Annotated in this window: 17 protein-coding genes; 14 read left to right on the top strand and 3 right to left on the bottom strand. The window is 67.2% G+C overall.

Translation table 11 applies throughout. The features are described from left to right. Positions 1–17 precede the first annotated feature (17 nt). From LNV28_RS12460 to LNV28_RS12485, 6 genes are all read left to right on the top strand, one after another. Positions 18–860 carry a hypothetical protein gene (locus LNV28_RS12460; RefSeq protein ID WP_263517865.1) on the top strand — a complete coding sequence of 281 codons (843 nt, stop codon included), beginning with the start codon at positions 18–20 and terminating at the stop codon, positions 858–860. Between the two features lie 107 nt (positions 861–967). Then, positions 968–1,807: a hypothetical protein gene (locus tag LNV28_RS12465; protein WP_263517866.1), complete on the top strand. Its 840-nt coding sequence runs from the start codon at positions 968–970 to the stop codon at positions 1,805–1,807. 80 nt (positions 1,808–1,887) lie between these two features. Next, positions 1,888–2,748, top strand: a complete 861-nt coding sequence (locus tag LNV28_RS12470) for a hypothetical protein (RefSeq protein WP_263517867.1) — start codon at positions 1,888–1,890, stop codon at positions 2,746–2,748. Between the two features lie 60 nt (positions 2,749–2,808). After that, a complete protein-coding gene (locus tag LNV28_RS12475; RefSeq protein ID WP_263517868.1) occupies positions 2,809–3,879 on the top strand; it encodes an NAD-dependent epimerase/dehydratase family protein in 1,071 nt (356 codons plus the stop codon). A 124-nt stretch (positions 3,880–4,003) separates the two neighbouring features. Next, positions 4,004–6,304, top strand: a complete 2,301-nt coding sequence (locus tag LNV28_RS12480; RefSeq protein ID WP_263568956.1) for a M14 family zinc carboxypeptidase — start codon at positions 4,004–4,006, stop codon at positions 6,302–6,304. Positions 6,305–6,560: 256 nt separating this feature from the next. After that, complete coding sequence (locus LNV28_RS12485; protein WP_263517870.1) at positions 6,561–7,190, top strand: hypothetical protein; 630 nt, start codon at positions 6,561–6,563, stop codon at positions 7,188–7,190. Between the two features lie 14 nt (positions 7,191–7,204). Here the strand turns inward: LNV28_RS12485 and LNV28_RS12490 are convergent, their stop codons facing one another. Continuing rightward, the gene (locus LNV28_RS12490; protein ID WP_263517871.1) at positions 7,205–7,579 is read right to left on the bottom strand and encodes a hypothetical protein; all 375 of its coding nucleotides are present in this window, start codon (positions 7,577–7,579) and stop codon (positions 7,205–7,207) included. Positions 7,580–7,923: 344 nt separating this feature from the next. Between LNV28_RS12490 and LNV28_RS12495 the strand changes: the two genes are divergently transcribed. Next, a complete protein-coding gene (locus LNV28_RS12495; RefSeq protein WP_263517872.1) occupies positions 7,924–8,499 on the top strand; it encodes a hypothetical protein in 576 nt (191 codons plus the stop codon). Between the two features lie 56 nt (positions 8,500–8,555). Further along, on the top strand, positions 8,556–9,302 hold the full coding sequence (locus tag LNV28_RS12500; RefSeq protein WP_263517873.1) for a GNAT family N-acetyltransferase: 747 nt from the start codon (positions 8,556–8,558) through the stop codon (positions 9,300–9,302). Positions 9,303–9,634: 332 nt separating this feature from the next. On the opposite strand, the gene LNV28_RS12505 is transcribed toward LNV28_RS12500, so the two are convergent. Continuing rightward, positions 9,635–10,933 carry an acetyl-CoA hydrolase/transferase family protein gene (locus LNV28_RS12505; RefSeq protein ID WP_263517874.1) on the bottom strand — a complete coding sequence of 433 codons (1,299 nt, stop codon included), beginning with the start codon at positions 10,931–10,933 and terminating at the stop codon, positions 9,635–9,637. Positions 10,934–11,074: 141 nt separating this feature from the next. Between LNV28_RS12505 and LNV28_RS12510 the strand changes: the two genes are divergently transcribed. From LNV28_RS12510 to LNV28_RS12520, 3 genes are all read left to right on the top strand, one after another. Then, entirely contained in the window at positions 11,075–11,830 is a 756-nt protein-coding gene (locus tag LNV28_RS12510) for a spermine/spermidine synthase domain-containing protein (protein WP_263517875.1), read from the top strand. A 140-nt stretch (positions 11,831–11,970) separates the two neighbouring features. Continuing rightward, positions 11,971–12,915, top strand: coding sequence for an ABC transporter ATP-binding protein (locus tag LNV28_RS12515; RefSeq protein WP_263517876.1), 945 nt, complete (start codon positions 11,971–11,973; stop codon positions 12,913–12,915). A gap of 42 nt (positions 12,916–12,957) precedes the next feature. Next, positions 12,958–14,283 (top strand): ABC transporter permease, encoded by a 1,326-nt coding sequence (locus LNV28_RS12520; RefSeq protein ID WP_263517877.1) that lies wholly within the window; start codon positions 12,958–12,960, stop codon positions 14,281–14,283. Between the two features lie 105 nt (positions 14,284–14,388). On the opposite strand, the gene LNV28_RS12525 is transcribed toward LNV28_RS12520, so the two are convergent. Further along, a complete protein-coding gene (locus LNV28_RS12525) occupies positions 14,389–16,362 on the bottom strand; it encodes a M61 family metallopeptidase (protein ID WP_263517878.1) in 1,974 nt (657 codons plus the stop codon). A gap of 347 nt (positions 16,363–16,709) precedes the next feature. Here LNV28_RS12525 and LNV28_RS12530 point away from each other — a divergent pair, with 347 nt between their 5' ends. From LNV28_RS12530 to LNV28_RS12540, 3 genes are all read left to right on the top strand, one after another. Next, complete coding sequence (locus tag LNV28_RS12530; protein WP_263517879.1) at positions 16,710–18,401, top strand: COG3904 family protein; 1,692 nt, start codon at positions 16,710–16,712, stop codon at positions 18,399–18,401. A gap of 219 nt (positions 18,402–18,620) precedes the next feature. Continuing rightward, complete coding sequence (locus LNV28_RS12535) at positions 18,621–18,914, top strand: hypothetical protein (protein ID WP_263517880.1); 294 nt, start codon at positions 18,621–18,623, stop codon at positions 18,912–18,914. 72 nt (positions 18,915–18,986) lie between these two features. Then, complete coding sequence (locus LNV28_RS12540) at positions 18,987–19,802, top strand: PEP-CTERM sorting domain-containing protein (protein WP_263517881.1); 816 nt, start codon at positions 18,987–18,989, stop codon at positions 19,800–19,802. The last annotated feature ends 150 nt before the right edge of the window (positions 19,803–19,952 follow it).

Here is a 19,952-nt window from a genome sequence, read left to right on the forward strand (position 1 = left end):
TGGGAACTCAAGACATCATGAACAAGCCATCCATCCTGAGCCTGCGCGCCGCCGGCCTGATCTCCACCCTGAGCCTGGCTGTGGGCCTGGGCGCCTGCAGCGACGGCGGCGGCAGCTCGCCCGAGCCGCAGCCCGTCCCGAAATCCAAGATCACCAATGTGAACTACCTCGACGCGGTGGCCACAGGCGCGGTGGCCATCGAGCGCTTGGGGGCCATGCAGGCCAGCAGATCGCTGGCCGTACCCTTGGTCGAGCAGGCGCCCGGCCAGCTGCCTTGCCCTAAAGGCGGGACCGTGGGCCTGAGCCGCAATGGCAAGGAGCGCGTGTTCACGGTCAGCAACTGTCAGCTGGAGCAGATCACCTTGATCTCGGGCAGCTACACCATCAGCTACGACAGCTCGGTGCTGAATGCCGAGCACCGCTTCCAGGCACTCAACTACCGCATGGACGGCGACATCGCGGTGGAGACCCTGGATGGCAAGCTCAGCACCAAGACCGACAGCAGCAACAGCAGCGAGGACGGCGAACTGAGCGTGCTGCGCAATGGCAAGACCGACCGCTACAGCGCCTACAGCCTGCGTGCCAGCCTGGCAGTGGGAGGCCCGACGACGCTGAGCGCCAAGCTGGCGGCGGCGCGCTTCGAGCTGCCGCTGACCTTGAGCATGAGCATGAGCCCGAACCCCTACGTCGCCAGCCAACTCACGCTCACCGCCGAGGACCAGTCGAACCTGCGCTCGGCCAAGGCCGCCGACGGCCGGGACACTTTCGAGCTGCGCGGCACACCCGGAGACCCGAGCATCGAAACCCTGTACCCGCAAAAGGCCGAGCTGGACGCAGCTCTCAAACGCGCCCGCACCTGACGCTCCGCCCTCAGGCCAGGCATCCCGTCCGGTCCCGGAAGCCTCGCAAGGCTTTCGGGACCATGGGCTCCAAGCGTCCTCTGGCGTTGAACTGATCCCACCGAACCATGACACCCTTATTCAACCGCGCTTCCTTGGCGGCGCTGTTTGCCACCCTGCTCTGCGCCTGCGGTGGCGGCGGCAGTACCCAGAGCCTGGAACTGACGCCCAGCCGCGAAGAGAAGCTGATCACGCAGGGTCAGATGCTAGCCAGTCTGGCCGTGGCCCTGGTGGCCGATGACTACAGCCAGACCCTGATCCTCCAGCTCTTCCGCAATCAGGTGATGGATCTCTACCAGACCCAGACGGTCAGCGGCAGCTACCCCTGCAAGGTCAGCGGCCGCCTGGAACTGATCCGTGAAGGCCCCATCTGGCGCTACAGCGCGCACGACTGCCACAACATCAATATCCAGCTGGCCTCGGGCAGCTGGACCCTCGACACCAGCCAGGCCGCGAGCATGGGCCTGCAGTTGCAGATCAAGCAGCTGGTCTTCCGCAAGTTCTACAGCGACATCCCGGACATCATGGCGGACGGCAGCTTCAGCATCGACAAACCGAACGCCGGCGGCCTCGAACAACAAGGCCGGCTCAGCCTCAGCTATGGCGGCGAGACCCGGGTCTACGAGCAGATTGCCTTGTCGGGGCCCGCCAGCAGCGCCGGCAGCCAAGAGGAGCGGCGCCTGCAGGTGGCCCGCTCGCCCGGCACTCCGCTACCCTTGACGATGCAGCTTCGCAAGGGGCGGCTGATGACCGTTTCGGCCGCTGACGGGTCGAATGTCAGCACCGACATCGGCAGCACCGGCGACTATGTCCTGGAACTGCGCCACAGCGCCCAAGGCCCCGTGGTGCTCAGCCGTCAGATCAATCGCAAGGATCTGCAGCTGGCCATCGCCAAAGCACGGCTCTGAGCTCGGCTGGCGTCCGAAGCACACCAAGTCCAGTCAAAATACCAACTGACGCGACCGCGCCCCGGCCAACCCCTGCTGCCATGACAACCACTCACGAACTGCCCCATTTTTCCTTTGGCTCTGCCGCAGTGGCCTTGGCCGTGGCCCTGCTCGCCGGCTGCGGCGGTGGCGGCAGCGAAACCTTGGCGCTGACGCCTGACCGTGAGATCAAGCAGATCAACACCGACACCATGCTCAACGCGGCAGCGATCGGCTATATCGCTCATCTGCATGCCTACCAGGACACGGCGCAACTGCTGCGCGAGCGCGTGCTGGAGCTCTACAAGACCCAGCTGGTCTCCGGCAAGTACGCCTGCGCCAAGAGCGGCAGCCTGAGTCTGGAGCGCATCGGTGACATCTGGCGCTATGCCGCCCAGGACTGCGACATGATCAACGTCCAGATCCAGTCGGGTCAGTGGGAAATCGACGCCAGCCAGGCGGCCAGCGCGGGCGTCAAGGTCAAGCTGATCAATGTGCTGTATCCCAAAGCCTTTGTCGACACCCCCAATATCGTCGTCAATGGCGCCTTCACCTTCGACATTCCGGGCAGCCCGACGCCGAGCAGCCAAGGCACCTTGACTTACAGCTACTCCAACACGGTGCGCGAATACGGTGACATCCGCCTGACCCAGCGCCAGGGCAGCAGCGTGTCCTATGACCAACGGAGCATCACCATCGTCAAGTCGCCGGTCACCAGCCTGGTGTTGACGGCCGCCGCGAACGCGGCCAACGAACTCCGCGTCACCGCCGCCGACGGCTCCTCGGTCAGCCTGCCCCTGAACACCAGCAACGCCGCCGACTACACCCTGAGCCTGCGCAACAGCGCCAGCGGGTCGGTGCTGCTGACCAAGACGGTGAGCGACCGCGACATGCGCCTGGCCCGCATCGCCGCCCGGCTTTGAGGACGCATGCTCCGGGTTGACCCGGTGTGACCAATGGATGGGTCGAAGGCGAGGGCAAGAATGAGCTCCAACAGCGACGCACCCACCATGAAACTCCTGATCCTCGGCGGCACCCAGTTCCTCGGTCGACACATGGCCGAACAAGCCCTGGCCGCCGGCCACGAGGTGACCCTCTTCAACCGCGGCAACCAGGGCCGGCGCCTGCTGGCCGGTGTCGAACAGCTGCAGGGCGACCGACGCGGCGACCTGTCCATCCTGCGCGGCCGGCGCTGGGATGCAGTGCTGGACCCGAGCTGCTACGTGCCGAGCGCTGCGCGCCGCAGCGCCGAGCTGCTGCGTGATGCCGTCGATCATTACTGCCTGGTCTCCACCATCTCGGTCTACCCGCAGATCGACGCGGACACCGACGAGCACGCGGCCGTCGCCGAACTCAGCGCCGAGCAACTGGCGCAGGCCGAAGCTCAGGCCACAGCCCCCGGCTCGCAGTCGGGCGGCGGCTATGGCGCGGCCTATGGCGGGCTCAAGGTGCTGTGCGAGCGCACTGTTCAAGACTTGATGGGCGAGCGCGCCCTGATCCTGCGCCCGGGCTTCATCGTCGGCCCCTATGACTACAGCCCGCGCCTGCCCTACTGGCTGCAGCGCTTGGCCGATTCAGCCCGCGATGGCGAGCCGGTGCTGGCGCCGGGCCGGCCCGAGCGGCCGGTGCGCTTGATCGACGCCCGCGACATCGCCCGCTTTGCCTTGCAGCGAGCGCAAGCGCGCCAAGGCGGCCTGTTCAACACCGTCGGCGCCGACGGCCTCAATATGGGCGGCCTGCTGGAGACGGCGCATAGCGCCAGCGACAGCAAGGCCGAGCTGGTCTGGCTGCCGGATGAAAGCCTCCAGGCCGCCGGCATCCAACCTTTTGCCGACCTGCCCTACTGGCTGCCCGAAGCCGACAACGCCATGATGGACATGCGCAACCCAGCCGCCGCAGTGGCCGGGCTGCGCTTCACCGCGCTGGCCCAGACCCTGGCCGACACGGCGGCCTGGCTGAGCGCCGGCCCGCGCCCGAGCAGCCCATGCCTGAGCCGCGAGCGCGAACGCGCACTGCTCGAAGCCTGGCGGCCGGCTGCGCTGGTAAACCCCTAACGCGCCAGCGCCACAGCAGGCCGCGAGGCGGGTTTCCACCGCTGGGCGCGGCCGGTCGCGCTGCGCAAACTGGTCGTTTGCAGCGCTTCATTCGGCGCAGCCAACCGCAGCGAGACCTGGCCCCATGAAACACACCCTGCCCATCCTCACCGCCACCCTGGCCCTGCTCGGCCTGGGCCACGCTCCGGTTCAGGCGGCGGGCAGCCAGGGCACGGTCGGCCCGGGCATCGCCGGCCAGGAGATGGCCAGCCGCAGCATCATGCGCGCCTATTTCCGCGACATTCAGCAGGCCCGGGCCATTGCCCACAGCCGCTTCGAAACCCTGGAGTCCAAGTACGAACTCGGCTATGTGGTGGTGAACGCCAATGCCGAGGAGCAGCGCGAGCTGCGCGCCCTCGGATTCAGCTTGCAGGCCGATGCCAAATGGCAGGGTCGTCAGCTGGCCCTGGCACGCAGCGAGGAAAAAGCCGCCAAGCAGCGCCAGCAGCGCGCCCCGGGAGGGCCGCAGCCCAGCTTTGTCGGCATTCCGAACTACAGCTGCTACCCCACGGTGGAAGAGGTGTTCGCCGAGGGCGACGCCTTGATCGCGGCGCGCCCCGACCTGGCCCGCTGGGTGGACATCGGGGACTCCTGGCAAAAGACCCAGGGCCAGGGTGGCTACGACCTGCGCGTGCTGCGCTTGAGCAACGCGGCCTACCCGAGCGGCAAGCCCAAGCTCTTCATCAACGCCGGCATCCACGCCCGCGAGTACGCCACCACGCCCCTGGTGCTGGAGTTCGCCAAGCGCCTGGTGAACGGCCACGGCGTCGACGCCGACATGACCTGGATCCTCGACCAACACGAGATCCACCTGCTGCTGGCCACCAACCCTGATGGCCGCAAGAAGGCCGAGACCGGCCTGCTCTGGCGCAAGAACACCAACACCGCCTACTGCGGCGCCAACAGCAACTCGCGCGGCGCCGACCTGAACCGCAACTTCGGCTACGACTGGTTCGGCACGGCCACCGGCTCCAGCGGCAACGCCTGTTCCGACACCTACCGCGGCCCGAGCGCAGCCTCCGAGCCCGAGACCCAGGCCGTCGAGGCCTACATCCGCCGCCTCTGGCGCGACCGCCGTGGCCCCGGCCGCGACGACCCTGCGCCGGCGGACGCCAGCGGCATCCACCTCGACATCCACAGCCACGGCCGCCTGCTGCTCTGGCCCTGGGGCTCGAACGGCACGCCGGCGCCCAATGACACGCAGCTGGCCACCCTGGGCCGCAAGTTCGCGTTCTGGAACGGCCACACGCCGCAGCGCTCCGTGGCCCTGTACGAGACCGACGGCACCAGCGACGGCCCGAGCTACGGCGAACTGGGCGTGGCCGCCTTCACCTTCGAGCTGGGCACGGCCTTCTTTGAATCCTGTGGCTATTACCAGAACACCTTGCTGCCCAGCAATCTGCAGGCCCTGATCTACGCCGCCAAGGTCCTGCGCGCCCCCTACCAAACGCCCGCCGGACCTGATGCGCTGAATGTCAGCGTCAGCGGCCTGGCCGCCACCGGTGTGCCACCGGGCACCGTGCTGCAGCTCAGCGCCAGCGTCGACGACACGCGCTACAACAACAGCAATGGCGTCGAGCCCTCGCAGAACATTGCCGCAGCGCAGTTCTATGTCGACTTCCCACCCGGCGGCCGCCAGGCCTCGCCGCGGCCCATGCAGGCGGTAGACGGCGCCTTCGACAGCAAGCAGGAGGCCGTGCGGGCCACCGTGGACACCAGCGCCTGGGCGCCGGGCCCGCATCTGGTCTATGTGCGCGGCCGCGACGCTGCTGGCAACTGGGGTGCTTTGAGCGCCGCCTTCATCCGCATCGACCCGAACGCGAGCACCGCGCCGGTGGCCGCCTTCGAAGCGGTGGCCCAGGAGCGCAGCGTCACGTTCACCGACCGCAGCGCTGACAACGGCCAGATCGTCAGCCGCAGCTGGAACTTTGGCGATGGCCAGACCGGCAGCGGCGCCACCGTCAACCATGTCTACGCGGCCGACGGCAGCTACACAGTGAACCTCGCAGTGACCGACGACGAAGGCAAGAGCAGCAGCACCAGCAAGACCGTCAGCGTGGCGGCCGACACCACGCCGGTGCTGAGCAATGGCCAAAGCCTCAGCGGCTTGGCCGGCAGCACCGGCAACTGGAGCTATTACCGTGTGCTGCTGCCCCAGGGGGCGCGCAATCTGGTGGTCAGCACCAGTGGTGGCAGCGGTGATCTGGATCTGTATGTTCGCTACGGCCAGGCGCCCGACGCTGGCAGCTACGACTGCCTCAAGGAAAGCGGCAGCAACAACGAGACCTGCAGCCTGCCCACGCCGACTCCGGGTTACGTCTACATCGGCCTGTATGCCTATGCCAGCTACAGCGGCGTCACGCTCAAGGTCACTTACACGCCCTGAGAGCTTAAGAGCTTTTCTACTGCGCCACCGTCAGGCGTCGTTGGCCGGTTCTCGGAATCCTCACGTACAGGAAGTACGTTCCGGTTCCTGCGCGCCGGCCGCCTCGACCAGAGGCCGAGTCCTTCGCCAGGCAGATCAAGTCCTCAGGACTTGATCAGTCCGGGCTCAGCCTAGCCTGACGGCGGCTCGCTACGAAAACTCTCAAGCTCTGAAGCTACAGTGCGGTCCTTGTTCGACCCATCTTGAAGTCCGCCCTGTGATCGATCTGCCCAAACTCAGCAAACCCGAAAGCGGCCCGGCGCCGCGCTGGTTCCACATCGCCGTGGCCGGCAGCATGGTGCTCAGCTCGGTGGCCGCGGTCTATGGCTCCTGGCGCACCAGCCAGACCATGGCGGCCCTGGTCAAGGAGAACACCCGGCTGGTGATGGCCAACTCGACACCGCTGCTGGAATTCGGCACCGGCAATCAGGTGGGCGGCAAGGCGCAGCTGAGTTTCACGGTGCAGAACGTGGGCAATGGGCCGGCACGGGTGGTGTGGTTCGAGCTCAAGTCGAACGGCAAACCGGTTCCGCATGTGATCGAGATGGTGAACGAGGTGGCGCCGGAGCTCGGGCGCAAGCTGCTGATCAGCACCACGACCATCGCGCCGCGCCTGATTTCGGCCGGCAAGGAAATCCAGCTGTTCGGCTGGGACCGCCCGCCCGAGTCCGACGCCGCCGGCTTTGCGGCCTGGAACCGCTTTGACCAGCACCGCCAGCGCAAGCTCAGCGTGCAGGCCTGCTACTGCTCGGTGCTCGATGCCTGCTGGATTTCGAACCTCGAAGGCGACATCCCGAAGCCGGTCGAACGATGCGAGACCGAGGGCCGCCTCTCACCCCAAGGCTGAGGCGGCCTCGCGCCTCAGCTGCCGCAGGACGGCACTTGCGGCTTCTGGCTGGTCTTCATGCACTGCTTGAAGCCTTGCGGCAGGTCACGCATCTCCTGCGTCTGACCTGCGGCCACCGTGAACTGGCGGATCACCTGATGGGTGCAGGTGGTGGCTGGCTGGCCGCCCTCGCCCTCGGCCGTGCTGCAGCGGCTGGTGTAGAGCGCGTAATGGCATTCACCGCTGGGGCTGGCCACGCACTGGAAGTTGGCCGTGCCGGCGGCGTTCATGCTCAGCTTGCTGCTGTTGCCGCCTTCGGTGTGCGTCACGTGAATGGCGCAACCCGTGGCCAACAAGGCCAGCGCGGCGGCGGCGGAAAAAGACAAGAGGGAGCGAATGGCGGTCTTCATGGATGGGCTTTCCAGCGAGGCGCTGGTTGTTGGTGGATGGTTGTTGAGTAGGTCAGTGATGACACTGCCGGTGAATCGCGGCTTGGAGCCTGGATCACTGCAGATGGACGCATCCTAGGAAGGGCCGACACGGCCGTCCTGCGTTTTGCGACCCACTGCATGAATCGAGGCCTGAAGCGTCATGCCGGCGCCACTTTCGTTTCGCTTCGCACCTGATTCGTGCGTTCTGTGCCGCCCAAGCTGCAGACGGTCGGAGCCGGCTGGCTGGGCTCGAAGCTCGCCCCTACATTGCGATCCATGCCCTCGCTGCCGAGGGCGCCCCGCACAACTTCGGAAGGTCCGCCATGTCGACAAGCCCTCGCCTCTTCAGCACCCTTGCCCTTTCCGTCAGCCTCGGTCTGGGCCTGATGGCTTCGGCCGCACAGGCCGGCGACGACGCCAACAAGCCCAGCAAGTCCTTCAGGGCCGGCGTGGACATCAGCGAACAAGCGGACCTCAAAGACATCGGCCTGCCGGCCTACCCCGGCGCGCGGATCCACCGCGACAAAAAGGACGACAAAAAGGAAGACAACGGCAACGCCACCATCGGCTTTTCCTTCGGCCCCTTCGGCATGAAGCTGGTGGTGTCCAAATTCGCCAGCAACGACGAGCTGGAACAAGTCAGCCGCTACTACCGCGAGGCCCTGGCCAGCTACGGCACGGTGCTGGACTGCAGCCCCGGCAGCCCCGAGGCCTTGGCCGCCCAGGCCCGCAAGAGCCGCAAGGAAAAAGACCCCAACGGTTGCGGCGACGTCAGCGGCGACCGTGACGAACGCGTCTACAAGGTCGGCACCGAGAAGAACTTCCGCCTGGTCTCGCTCAAAACCGTGGGCCGTGAAGTGCAATTTCAGCTGATGCGGCTGGAGCTCAAGGGTCTCTGACGCAGAACCCTGTACGGCTCCCCATTTTTTTATCAGGCCGTGAGGCCGCTTCAACGATGCCTCTGTTTTCACCCACGATCCAGGCTTTCTGGCACGCCAGCTTCCTCGCCGGCGAACGGCTGTCTCAGGACGAAGACTTCACCGTCGTCGTCAATCCCAGCTTGGGGGAGGATAGACGGCTCATGATCCTGCGCCGCGCTGATGGCCGGGTCCATATCGCCCTGAGACCCGAAGTCGCCGAGCAACTGGAGCTCGCCCGCCTGCCGGGCCTGAGCGAGCCCCTGCTGCGGCAAGAGCTGAGCGAACACCACCTCCAGCTCCATGGCGCGGACCTGGTCTTCCATTTCAGCGAGGCCGATCAACACAGCCTGCAACTGGAGCAGCCGGCCCCGGGCGTGCGCCTCTTGACTGCCGCGGACGCGGCCGCTTTCGCCGAGTTCCAAGCCTCAGCCTCGGAGCAAGATCTGGACGATGCCTACGTGGAACTCGACCACTGGGCGGTGTTGGGCGCCTTTGAAGGCGAGCGCCTGGTGTGTGCGGCCAGCATGTACCCCTGGGATGATGCTGCTGACGATGAAGAACAAAGCAAGATTGCCGATGTCGGCGTGCTGACTCTGCCCTCAGACCGCGGCCGGGGCCATGCCCGCCGCGTGATTCGCGCGATCGCTCGTCACGCCTATGAACAGGGTTATGAGATGCAATACCGCTGTCAGACCGACAACGCCGCGTCGGCCGCTTTGGCGCGGGCTGCGGGGCTCAGTCTGTTTGGCAGCTGGGAAGTGCTTACCGCTGAGCAGGATTAGCCCGGATGTTTCACGAGGTCGGCCCTGGCCGGTCCGCAGCACCGATGAGCACGATGATCTCTCGCTTCGACCTTCGATCCATTTTGGACACTGGGCCTACGCGGGCTTGCGCGGCCCAGACCTTGCCCCTGACGCCTCAACTCCTCGCCGATGCCACTGGGCATCAGCTGCGGCCGTCTCGGCGCCACTGGCTGCGGCCTGGACGCACGCAATTCCCGCGTCCCTCGTGAAATATCCGGGCTAGGGCCTGTTCACACGACGTCGATGGGCCGCGACAGCAAGCCGGCAGCCAGGCCTGCGGCGCCGCTTGACGCCAGAAACGCCGGGCGAGCTCACAGCAAATTGATCTTCCTCGCCGCCGCCCGCAACTCCTCCCGGAAGTTCGGGTGCGCAATGTTGATCAGCTCCAGCGCGCGCTGCTTGGCCGATTTGCCGCGCAGCTGGGCGACGCCGAACTCGCTGACGACGTAGTTGATGTCGTTCTTGCTGGTGCTCATATGCGTGCCCGGGGTCAGCGTGGGCACGATGCGGCTGATGCTGTCGTCCTTGGCGGTGGAGGGCAGGACGATGAAGGCCTTGCCGCCGCGCGAGCGGTTGGCGGCGCGCACAAAATCGCTCTGGCCGCCGGTGCCTGAATACGGCGTGGGGCCCAGGCTCTCCGAGCCGCACTGGCCCAGCAGGTCGATCTGCAGCGTGGCGTTGATGGCGACCAAGTTGTCGTTCTGGCCGGCCAGATAGGGGTCGTTGGTGAAATCGACCGGGTGCATTTCCAGGCCCGGGTTGCGGTCCATGAAACGGTAGAGCTTCTGCGAGCCCAGCGCAAAAGTGGCAACCATCTTGCCCGGCAGGTAGTTCTTGCGCTTGTTGGTAACGGCGCCGCTCTCGACCAGGCTCATGATGCCGTCGCCGATCATCTCGGTGTGCACGCCCAGGTCGCGCTTGGCACTGAGCTGCATGACCACGGCATCGGGAATGCCGCCATAGCCGATCTGCAGGGTCGAGCCGTCCTCGATCATGTCGGCCACGTACTTGCCGATCGCCTCTTGCACCGGGCCGATCTTGGGCAGGCCCACCTCGGCCACAGGCTCGCTGCTCTCGATCAGGCCGCTGACCTGGGAGATGTGCACGGTGCAAGCGCCGTTGGCGAAGGGCACATTGGGGTTGACCTCGAGGATCACGGCGCGCGCTTTCTTGATGGCGGCCATGGTGTAGTCGGCCCCGAGGCTGAGCGAGAAGTAACCATGGGCATCCATGGGCGAGGCCATGGAGAGCACCACATCGGCCGGGATCTGGCCGCGCTCGATCAGGGACGGCATTTCGGAGAAATAGCTGGGGATGAAGTCGACCCAGCCTTCCTTGCCGCCGGCGCGCGAGGCGGCGCCGTAGAAGAAGGCCACATGGCGCACATGCTCGACGGTCTCGGGGTCGAAGTAGCCGTATTTGCGCACGGCCAGGATCTGGCCCAGCTTGATGTCGTGGAACTGCCGGCGCGCGGCGGACAGCGCATGCAAGAGCGTCGGCGGCTCGCCCACCCCGGTCGGGATGATGATGAAGTCGCCGTTGCGCAGCAGGCTCAGCGCATCTTCGGCCGCGGCCAGGCGGGTCTTGCGGTACAGATCTTGGACGGACATGGGGAGCCTGCCTTTTCTATGCTGCCGGCGGCGCGGGCCTTCCCGCGCCTGGGACAATGACGATCACCCCATCCTAGGCCGGGCAGCTTGCGGCGCGCTTGCAAAAGTGCGCGGAACTTCAACCTGACCTGACCCTCGCCCATGAGTTCCGCCCCCCATGTCCGCCCCTATGTCCAGGAAACCCTGGGCACGCTGAGCCTGCAGTTTTCCCACAGCGCCATCCAGAGCCGCATGGAACTGCTGCGGCCCGACGCCCTGGACCTCAGCTACACCCAGCTGATGATGGGCTTTCTGCTGTTCCAGCCGGCCCCGGCGCGCCTGGCCATGATCGGCCTGGGTGGCGGCTCCCTGGCCAAGTTCTGCCACCGCCACCTACCCGCGGCCCAGATCCAGGTGCTGGAGATCAACCCCCATGTGATCGCCCTGCGCCAGCGCTTCGGCGTGCCGGCCGACAGCGCGCGCTTCTTGGTCAGCGAGGCGGACGGCGCTGATTTCGTGGCCGCGCCACCGGCGCCACTCGATGTCTTGATGGTGGACGGCTTCGACCGCGAGGGCACGCCGCCGGCCCTGTGCTCGCAACGCTTCTACGCCGATTGCCACGCCGCCCTGGCCGCAGACGGCCTGCTGGTGCTGAATCTTCACAGCCACCATGCCGATGTGGAGCTGCATCTGGCGCGCCTGCGCGCCCTGTTCGGCGACGCGCTGCTGCAGGTGAACGACCCCGACGGCTGCAACCGCATCGTCATCGCTTGCCGGGGCGAGCTGCTGAGCCAGCCACGCGCCCATCTGCTGCGCCAGCCGGCGGGCCTGGACGGCGAGGCCTGGGCCGATCTGCGGCCGGCCATGGCGCGGGTCCATGCGGCCTGGCTGCGCTTGCAGAGTCAGGCCCAGCGCTAGGGCCCATGCAGCGGCCGCCCGCTCACGCCCGGCGCTGTCGTTTCACACCGGCCTCTGTCCATCCGTCGCAGCCCGCTGGGGCGGGGCGGGCCTGAGCCCTAGCATGCGGGCATTGAGATTCCCCAGAGCGAGGAGCCCGCATGAAACAAGAACTGCTGCAAGCGCAGGCGCTGCACAAACGCTATGGCACACGCGAGGCGGTGCGCGGCCTCAGCCTGACCGTCGGCGCCGGCGAGGTGCTGGGCCTGCTGGGCCCCAATGGCGCGGGCAAGTCCAGCACCATCGCCATGCTGGCGGGTTTGAGCCGGCCCGATGGCGGCTCGGTCACGGTGGGCGGCGCGGCGCTGAGCCAGGACGAGTTCGCCTACAAGCGCCGCATCGGCCTGGTGCCGCAGGAGCTGGCCTTGTTCGAGGACCTGCCGGCCCTGGCCAATATCGAGCTGTTCGGCGCGCTCTACGAGCTGCCGGCGGCGCAGCTGAAGGCGCGCGCACTGGCCGTGCTGGCCCAGGTCGGCCTGGCCGAGCGGGCGCAGGACAAGCCGAGCAGCTTCAGCGGCGGCATGAAGCGCCGCCTCAACATCGCCTGCGCCCTGGTTCATGAGCCGGACGTGCTGCTGCTGGACGAGCCAACCGCCGGCGTCGACCCGCAAAGCCGTAACGCCATCTTCGAGCAGCTCGAAGCGCTCAAGCGCGCCGGCAAGGCCTTGATCTACACGACCCACTACATGGAAGAAGTGGAGCGTCTGGCCGACCGGGTGATCATCATGGACCACGGCCAGCAAGTCGCCCATGGCAGCCTGGCCGAGCTCTACCGCCTGCTGCCCGCTGCTGAAACTTTGAAGCTGGAACTGGACCGCGAGATTGACGGCGCTCTGGAAGCCACGCTGCGCGCCCTGCCCGGCGTGCAGCAGTTGCAGGCGCGCGGCAGCCAGCTGCAGATTGGCCTGAGCGAGCTGGGCGCGGGCAGCGCGGCCGTGCTGAGCGCCTTGGCCGCGGCCGGGCTCAAGCTGCGCCACATCAGCTCGGGGCGAGCGAACCTTGAAGACGTGTTCCTAGCCCTGACCGGCCGCCAGCTGCGCGACTAAAGCCCAAGCCACCACGCCGCCCCCATCACAGAGACCGCCGCCATGAACGCCTTCCTCGCCCTGGTCCGCAAAGACCTGTACCTGCATTTCTCCAACCGCCGCGCAGTGCTGATGAGCATCATCGCGCCCATCCTGATTGCCGCCTTCTTCGGCAGCCTGTTCGGCGGCAAAGGGGGCGGCAGCAGCAAAGCCAGCCCCGTGCCGATCGCCATCAGCGACCTGGACCACAGCCCCCTGACGGCCAAGATCAGCGCAGCCCTGCAGGCCGACACCAGCCTGGCCGTGCAGAGCCTGGACGCCGACGCCGCCCTGGCCCAGGTGAAAGCGGGCAAGCTGCGGGCGGCCATCGTGCTGCCGGCCGGCTTTGGCGAGCAGGCGGGCCGCGCCTTGTTCGCCGGACCCGAGGGCAAGCGCCCCGAGATCACCCTGCACTACGACCCTTCGCAGGCCATGGTCCTGCCCATGGTGCGCGGCCTGCTGGCCCAGCATGTGATGCAGCTGGTCAGCGCCGACACCTTCAGCGGCCAAGGCGCGCCGGTGATGAAGGACATGCGCGCCCAAGTGGCCGACAACACGGCGCTGCCGGCCGAGCAACGCCAGGAGCTGACGGCCATGTTCGACAGCATCGCCCGCGTGCAGGAGCGCAGCGCCCGTGCACCGCAAGCTGGGGCTTCAGCAGCTTCAGCCGCTGACACAGGCCGCAGCAGTTTCACCATGAGCCCGCCCTTCAGCACCCGCGAGCTGGAAGCCAGCGCCAAGGCCGATGTTCCCTACAACAGCTATGCCCATTCCTTTGCCGGCATGGGTGTGCAGTTCATCCTGATGATGGCCGTGGACATCGGCGTGGCCCTGCTGCTGATGCGCCGCCAAGGCCTCTGGCAGCGCCTGCGCGCAGCGCCCTTGTCCAAAGCACGTTTGCTGGGCAGCCGCATCGCCAGCTGCACCCTGATCTCGCTGATCATCTTCGTGCTGATCTATGCGGTCGCCATCGCCGCTTTCGGTGTGCGGGTGCAGGGCAGCTGGCTGGGCTTTGCGGCCGTGCTGCTCGCCTTCTCCCTGCTCACGGCCAGCTTCGGCTTGCTGATCGCGGCCCTGGGCAAGTCGCCCGAGGCCACCCGCGGTCTGGCCATCCTGGCCACCTTGTTGATGGTCATGCTGGGCGGCGCCTGGGTGCCGTCCTTCGTCTTCCCCGAATGGCTGCAAACCGCCTCGCTTTTCATCCCGACCCGCTGGGCCGTGGACGGGCTCGACGCCATGACCTGGCGTGGCCTGCCCTTCAGCGAGGCGCTCGCCCCGGTCGGCGTGATGCTGGGCTTTGCACTGGCCTTTGGGGCGCTGGCGATTGCGAGGTTCAGCTGGGAGGAGTGAGGGGGGAGGGAACTCAGTGAACGGGTGAACGGGTGAACGGGTGAATCGTGAATCGCGAATGGTTGGGTCCGGAACGGCCGTGAGGCTCACCAGTTCACCCACTCCTCACTTCCGCGGCGCCAGCACGCCGCCATCCAGTCGCTCCGCACCGCCCTCGATGCGGCTCAGGCGCGGGTAGCGCAGGCCGCCGCGGTAGTCGATCTTGACCTGGCGGTAGCGGTCGCCCTCTCGCAGCAGCAGCTCCAGCGGCGCGGCGCCACTCTTGTTGGCCGTGATGGCGGCGGACAGGCGCTCGCTCTTGTAGGCCTGGTGGTTGACGGCCACCACGGTGACGGCGCGGCTCAGGCCCGCCTCGAAAGCGGGGCTGCCCCAGAGCACGGCCTCGACCTTGCCGTCGCGCTTGAGGTTGAGGCCCAGGCTGTAGGCGAAGTCGTCGTTCTTCCATTCGGAATCATCGGCGCGAGCGAACTCGCTGGGTGTCTCGGCCCAGCTCAGGCGCCAGCCGGCACGGGCCAGGCCGTCCAGCGGCGCCTCGGGGCCTTTGTGGTCCAGGCGTTGGCGCAAGAAGGCGGCCCAGTCACGCGGCTGCACACGGTTCAGAGTGGCGACGATGTCCTCGAAGGTGTAGGTCAGCGGCGCGATGCGGCCGTCTTCCACACCGAAGAACAAGCGCGCGAAATCATCGAGGCTGCGCGCCCCGCCGCTCTGCTCGCGAATCCAGGTGTCGGCGTCGAGCCAGATCAGGCCGCTCTCGGCGTAGTAGTCGGCGCCACGCTGCCAGCTTCCCCAGTCATTGCCGCTGCGGCTCTTGGCCATGGCGGCTTCGTTGGTGGTGTCCTGCAGAGTGCGCCAGATCCGGCCGGCGCGGTGGCTGTAGGTGGCCGCGATCTCGGCCCAGGCGTCGCGCGCCTGCTCGGGGCTGACCAGGCCAGCGCGCACCGCCAGCACCCGGCCCCAGTAATCGGTCTGGCCCTCATACAGCCAGAGCAGGCTGTCCTGCATGGGCACGTTGTACTGCGGTGTCCAGAGGTCGGCCGGGCGGCGGAACTTGCCGTTCCAGGAATGGGTGTACTCATGCGGCAGCAGGCTGCGGCTGCCGGCGCGCTTGCCCCAGTCCTTGAAGTAGCCCAGGCCCACGCCGTTCTCGCTGCTCTCGTGGTGCTCCAGGCCGATGCCGCTCATGCGGCCGGAGATGGCCAGCAGAAAGTCGTAATGCTTGAAATGCCGGGAGGCGAACAGGCGGTCAGCCTGGACCACCAGGTTTTTGTGGGCCTGGATCTGCGCTTCGCTGACCTGTAACTCGGCGGGGTCATCGGCCATGAGGTTGAGCACCACGGGCTTGGGATGGCCGGGCGGGTCCAGTTCGATGCGGCGGGTGTGGGCGCCGGCGAACATAGGCGAATCGGCCAGGGTCTCCAAGCTGACCTGCTTGAAGCGCAGGCGCTGGCGGCCCGGCCCTTCCTCGACTTGGCCGTCTACACGCAGGGCGCTGGCCTGGGTCCAGCCGGCCGGCAGGCTCACCTCGGCCTGCATCTGGATGGCGCTGGCATGGTGGCCGGCCGGGTAGAGCAGCATGCTGATCCACTGCAGGTTCAGCATCTCGGGCGTCATCACCACCCGGCCCCCTTCACGCTGCACCGGGCTCAGGAACTGGAAGGCCAGGTTCAGCTCGTTCACGCCAGCCGGCACCTCGACATGAAAAGCAAAGGGGTCCACCGTGTCACGCAGCCAGGCCAGCTCCTGCGTGCCAGCATGGATCTTGAGTCCGGCCAGGCGGTCCACCGTGCCATAGGGGCCATGGGCACCGGGCAAGTAACGCGGAAACAGCAGGGTCAGGCGTCCGGCCTTCACGGGCAGTTGCTGGCGCACCTGGAAGATGTGGCGATCCAGATCGGTGGCATCAACCTGGATGCGGATGGGGCCGAGGTAGGGCTGGTCCTGGGGCGGCGGAATCGGGTGCTGGGCCTGGGCCGACCCGAGGCTGAACAGACCGCAGAGGCTGAGGACGGCGCTCGCAGCGGCGACCCGCGTCAAACGAGCCCAGCCTTGCGGCATTGGCAACATCGGAATGTGCGACATGGTGGTTCTCTCCTCCCTGGGCCAGCGCTTGAAAGAGCGGCGCGCACTGGCGATCTTGTGAACTGGATTCGATTCGGCTGCTCTGATCAGGCAGCCGCCACGATAGCGAGCGGCAGCGCTTTGCAAATCCAGGTTGACCCGCCCTCGTGAGCATTCACACCCGGCGCTGGCGGCCAGGCTCAAGTAAGGCAGACCGTAGCGCGGCCGCCTGCCCCGCTTGTTCAACCATTCACCATTCACCTGTTCACCACACACCCCAAGGTGAACATTGCCACCCCCCTCATTTCCCGCTCCGGCCGTGGCTTGGCCTCCGCTACAGTGAGGCCACGTCCTCCCGGAGCCGCAGCATGAGCCTGAAGAACCACGATCCGACGCAGGCGGATCACTCCGGCGAGAGCGCCAGCCAGACCCCGGCGCCGGGCGGCGACCCGACCGGCTGGCAACAGGCCGCCAAGGCTCGCCCCCGCTCGGCCAGCCCAAAGCGCGCCGCCCACCCAGTGCCCACCGAACGCCGACCCGGCTATCTCGCCTCGCACTGGCATGGCGAGCAGAACCTGGCGCAAAGCTTCTGGCTTAACAATGTGCTGCTGTCGGTGCCGCTGGCCATGCTGCTGACCGGCGTGATGAGCTGGATCAGCGTCAAGGGCGGCAGCCTGCAAATCAGCGCCATCGCCACCTTGCTGGGCTGGCCGCTGCTGATGGCCTTCAATGTCTGGTGCATCGTCGGCGCCTGGCGGGCCGCGCGCGAATACCTGCGCATGGGCGGCGCCGCGCTCTGGACCTGGCTGGCTCGCCTGTCCCTGGGCCTGGGGGCGCTGCAAATGGCGGCCTCGCTGCTGTTCGGCTTGCTACCCGATCTGGGCGAGTACTGGCAGATGGCGCGCGGCATCGACCCGATCGGCCAAGCCACGCTGAAGGTGTCGGCGGACGGCCATGTCGTGCAGCTGCGCGGCCCGATCGGCATGGGCGATGCTGGCCGCCTGCAACGTCTGCTCGAGGCCACACCGACGGTGCGTCGCCTTGAGCTGGCTTCGCCCGGCGGCCGGGTCTATGAGGCCGAGCAGGTGGTGGCCTTGATGAGCAAGAGCCGCTACAACACCCGCGCCGTGGGCAATTGCGAGAGCGCCTGCACCCTGCTTTTTCTGGCCGGCCGCGAGCGCCAGCTGATGCCCGGCGCGCAACTGGGCTTCCACCGCGCCTCCACCGGCACCTACAACCCGGTGTTCGACGAGCTGGCCAACCAGGAGCTGGCCGCCCTCTACCGGCGCATCGGTCTGCCCGAAGACTTCATCCGCCGAACGGTCAAGACGCCGTCGAGCAGCATGTGGTACCCACACAGCGACGAACTGGTGGCCCACGCCTTGATCGCCGCTCTGCCGCAAACCCTGGATGTGGCCCTGCCGGCCGGCCAGGACAACCAGGCGGCCGATTTTGCCGACGCCCTGCAAGGCAGCCCGGCATGGCATGCGCTGGACCAGCGCTTTACCGGCACCCTGGAACGCCTGGCTGCGCGCATGCAGGCGGCCCGCGCCGCGGCCGCCACTGACGAAGCGCTGCAAAGCCTGGGCTATGCCGAGCTGGCGCCGCGCATGCCGGAGCTGATCGCCTCGGTCAACCCCGTCCAGCGTCGGCAATATGCGCAGCTGCTGCGCGCCCAGCTGAAAACAGCACTGGGCCAGCCGGGCACAGGGAGCGAAGCTTGCCTGGCCTTGCTGTCAGGCCAGGTGGCGCTGCGCCGGCAGCTGCCGCTGGAGCTGCAGATCCGGGAGACCGCCTGGTTGGTCGAGGCCGCACGCAGCGAGCCGCCGCGCTTTGCACCCAAGCCCGCCACGGCCATCGAGCTGGAAGTGATGCGGCGCACGCTCGGCTCGCACAGCCCGGGCTTGCTGGCCGGCTTGTGGGAGCAGACCGCGGCGCCGCCCAGCGGCCGCGCCGCCGCCAACCGCTGCGAGACCGTCATCCAGACCCTGGACCGCGCCGCCGCTCTGCCGGTGGCCCAGCGCGAACTCGCCGAACGGGTGTTGTTTCAGCGGCTCTGAAGCTGGCGGGCCTTGCCAGGCAAGACCTGACCCCAGGTCCGGCCCGTACACCCCGCCCCAGACTGGCGCAGATCAGCACCGGGCCGAGGCGCCGCGCACCACAAGCGAGCAAACGACGGGCTGGCGCATGATCTGAGGCTCGCCCAGACACCCCCTCAAGCGCGGGGTCCCCAGGGAATACGCGTAGCGCTGACACGCGACTGTCACGGGCGCTTGGGTATGCTGACCAACGGAAAAGTGCTGGAGGAGTGGAAGCGTGAGAAGGCGCTCCGGGCCTCAGTCAACAAGGGTCAAGTCTTGCCCCTCGTGCTGAATGCCCACCAAGGAGACCGTCTTCTTTCTTTTTCCATGATTCGCAAACGTTTGGCAGCTTGGATTCAGGCGTACAGATGTCTTGCAAATGCCCTTGCTAGAACTGCCTGGCGCGAGCCTCGCGGCGGCTTGCTCTGCGGAGCGCGCGGCGGCGATGACCCGACCTGGCAGGCCAGTACCGTCCTGGAAACCGGTCTTTGAAGGCGGCTCCGTCGCATCACGTACTGCAATCTTGTTTCACATCCTTGTTCAACCTTTGCTGAGAACCACACCATGTTGATCCAAAAGACTTCCCTCGCCCTGGCTCTGGCCTTGGCCGCCGCTGTGCCCGCCCATGCGGACATCTCTGTCGCCGGCACCGGCGGCACCTACACCCAGTCCTTCGACAGCCTGGCCAACAGCGGCAGCGCCGCCGTGGCTTGGGCGAACGACAGCACCTTGGCCGGCTGGAGCCTGTTCAACAAGGACAGCGTGGCCATCGCCACCTACACCGCTGACAACGGCGGCTCCAACGCCGGCAGCTTCCGCAGCTACGGCGCCGCTGGCGTGGCCGAGCGCGCCCTGGGTGGCTCTGCTTCGGGCGGTACCTACTTCGGTTCGCCGGCTTCCAATACCGTGGCCGGCTGGATCGCCGTCGCCCTGAACAACGACACCGGTGCAGCACTGAGCGGCTTCAAGCTCGCCTTCGACGGCGAACAATGGCGCAATGGCGGCAACGCCGCCGCCCAGACCATGGTGCTGGAATATGGCTTCGGCGCCAGCTTCGCTACCGTCGCCAGCTGGACCGCCCCGGGCGGCAACTTCGACTTCACTTCGCCGGTGGTCGGCGCCACCGCTGCTGCTGTTGACGGCAACGGCGCGGGCCTGGTGGCCGGCCGCGGTGGTGAAGTGAGCACCACCTGGGCCGCCGGCGACACCCTGTGGGTGCGTTGGGTCGAAAAGAACGACGCCGGCAATGACCACGGTCTGGCCATCGACAACGTCAGCATCCAGGCCGTGAGCGCCGTGCCGGAACCTTCGACCTACGCCATGTTGCTGGCCGGTCTGGGCTGCGTGGGCTTCATCGCCCGCCGTCGCAAGGCTGCCTGAGCCTTCTGCCCTCGGTGAGTGAGCGGCGCGGCCCACCGCCGCGCTGCCTCACCATTTTTTTTCAAACCGGGGCGCCTGTGCTGTCACAGCGCAGGCGCTGCCGGCGATTGCCCGATTTCCGCGCCGCCACTGCGCCGCGCCACTTTGCCA

Origin of the sequence: Paucibacter sp. DJ2R-2 (assembly GCF_025717675.1) — a bacterium.
Taxonomy (GTDB): domain Bacteria; phylum Pseudomonadota; class Gammaproteobacteria; order Burkholderiales; family Burkholderiaceae_C; genus Paucibacter_A.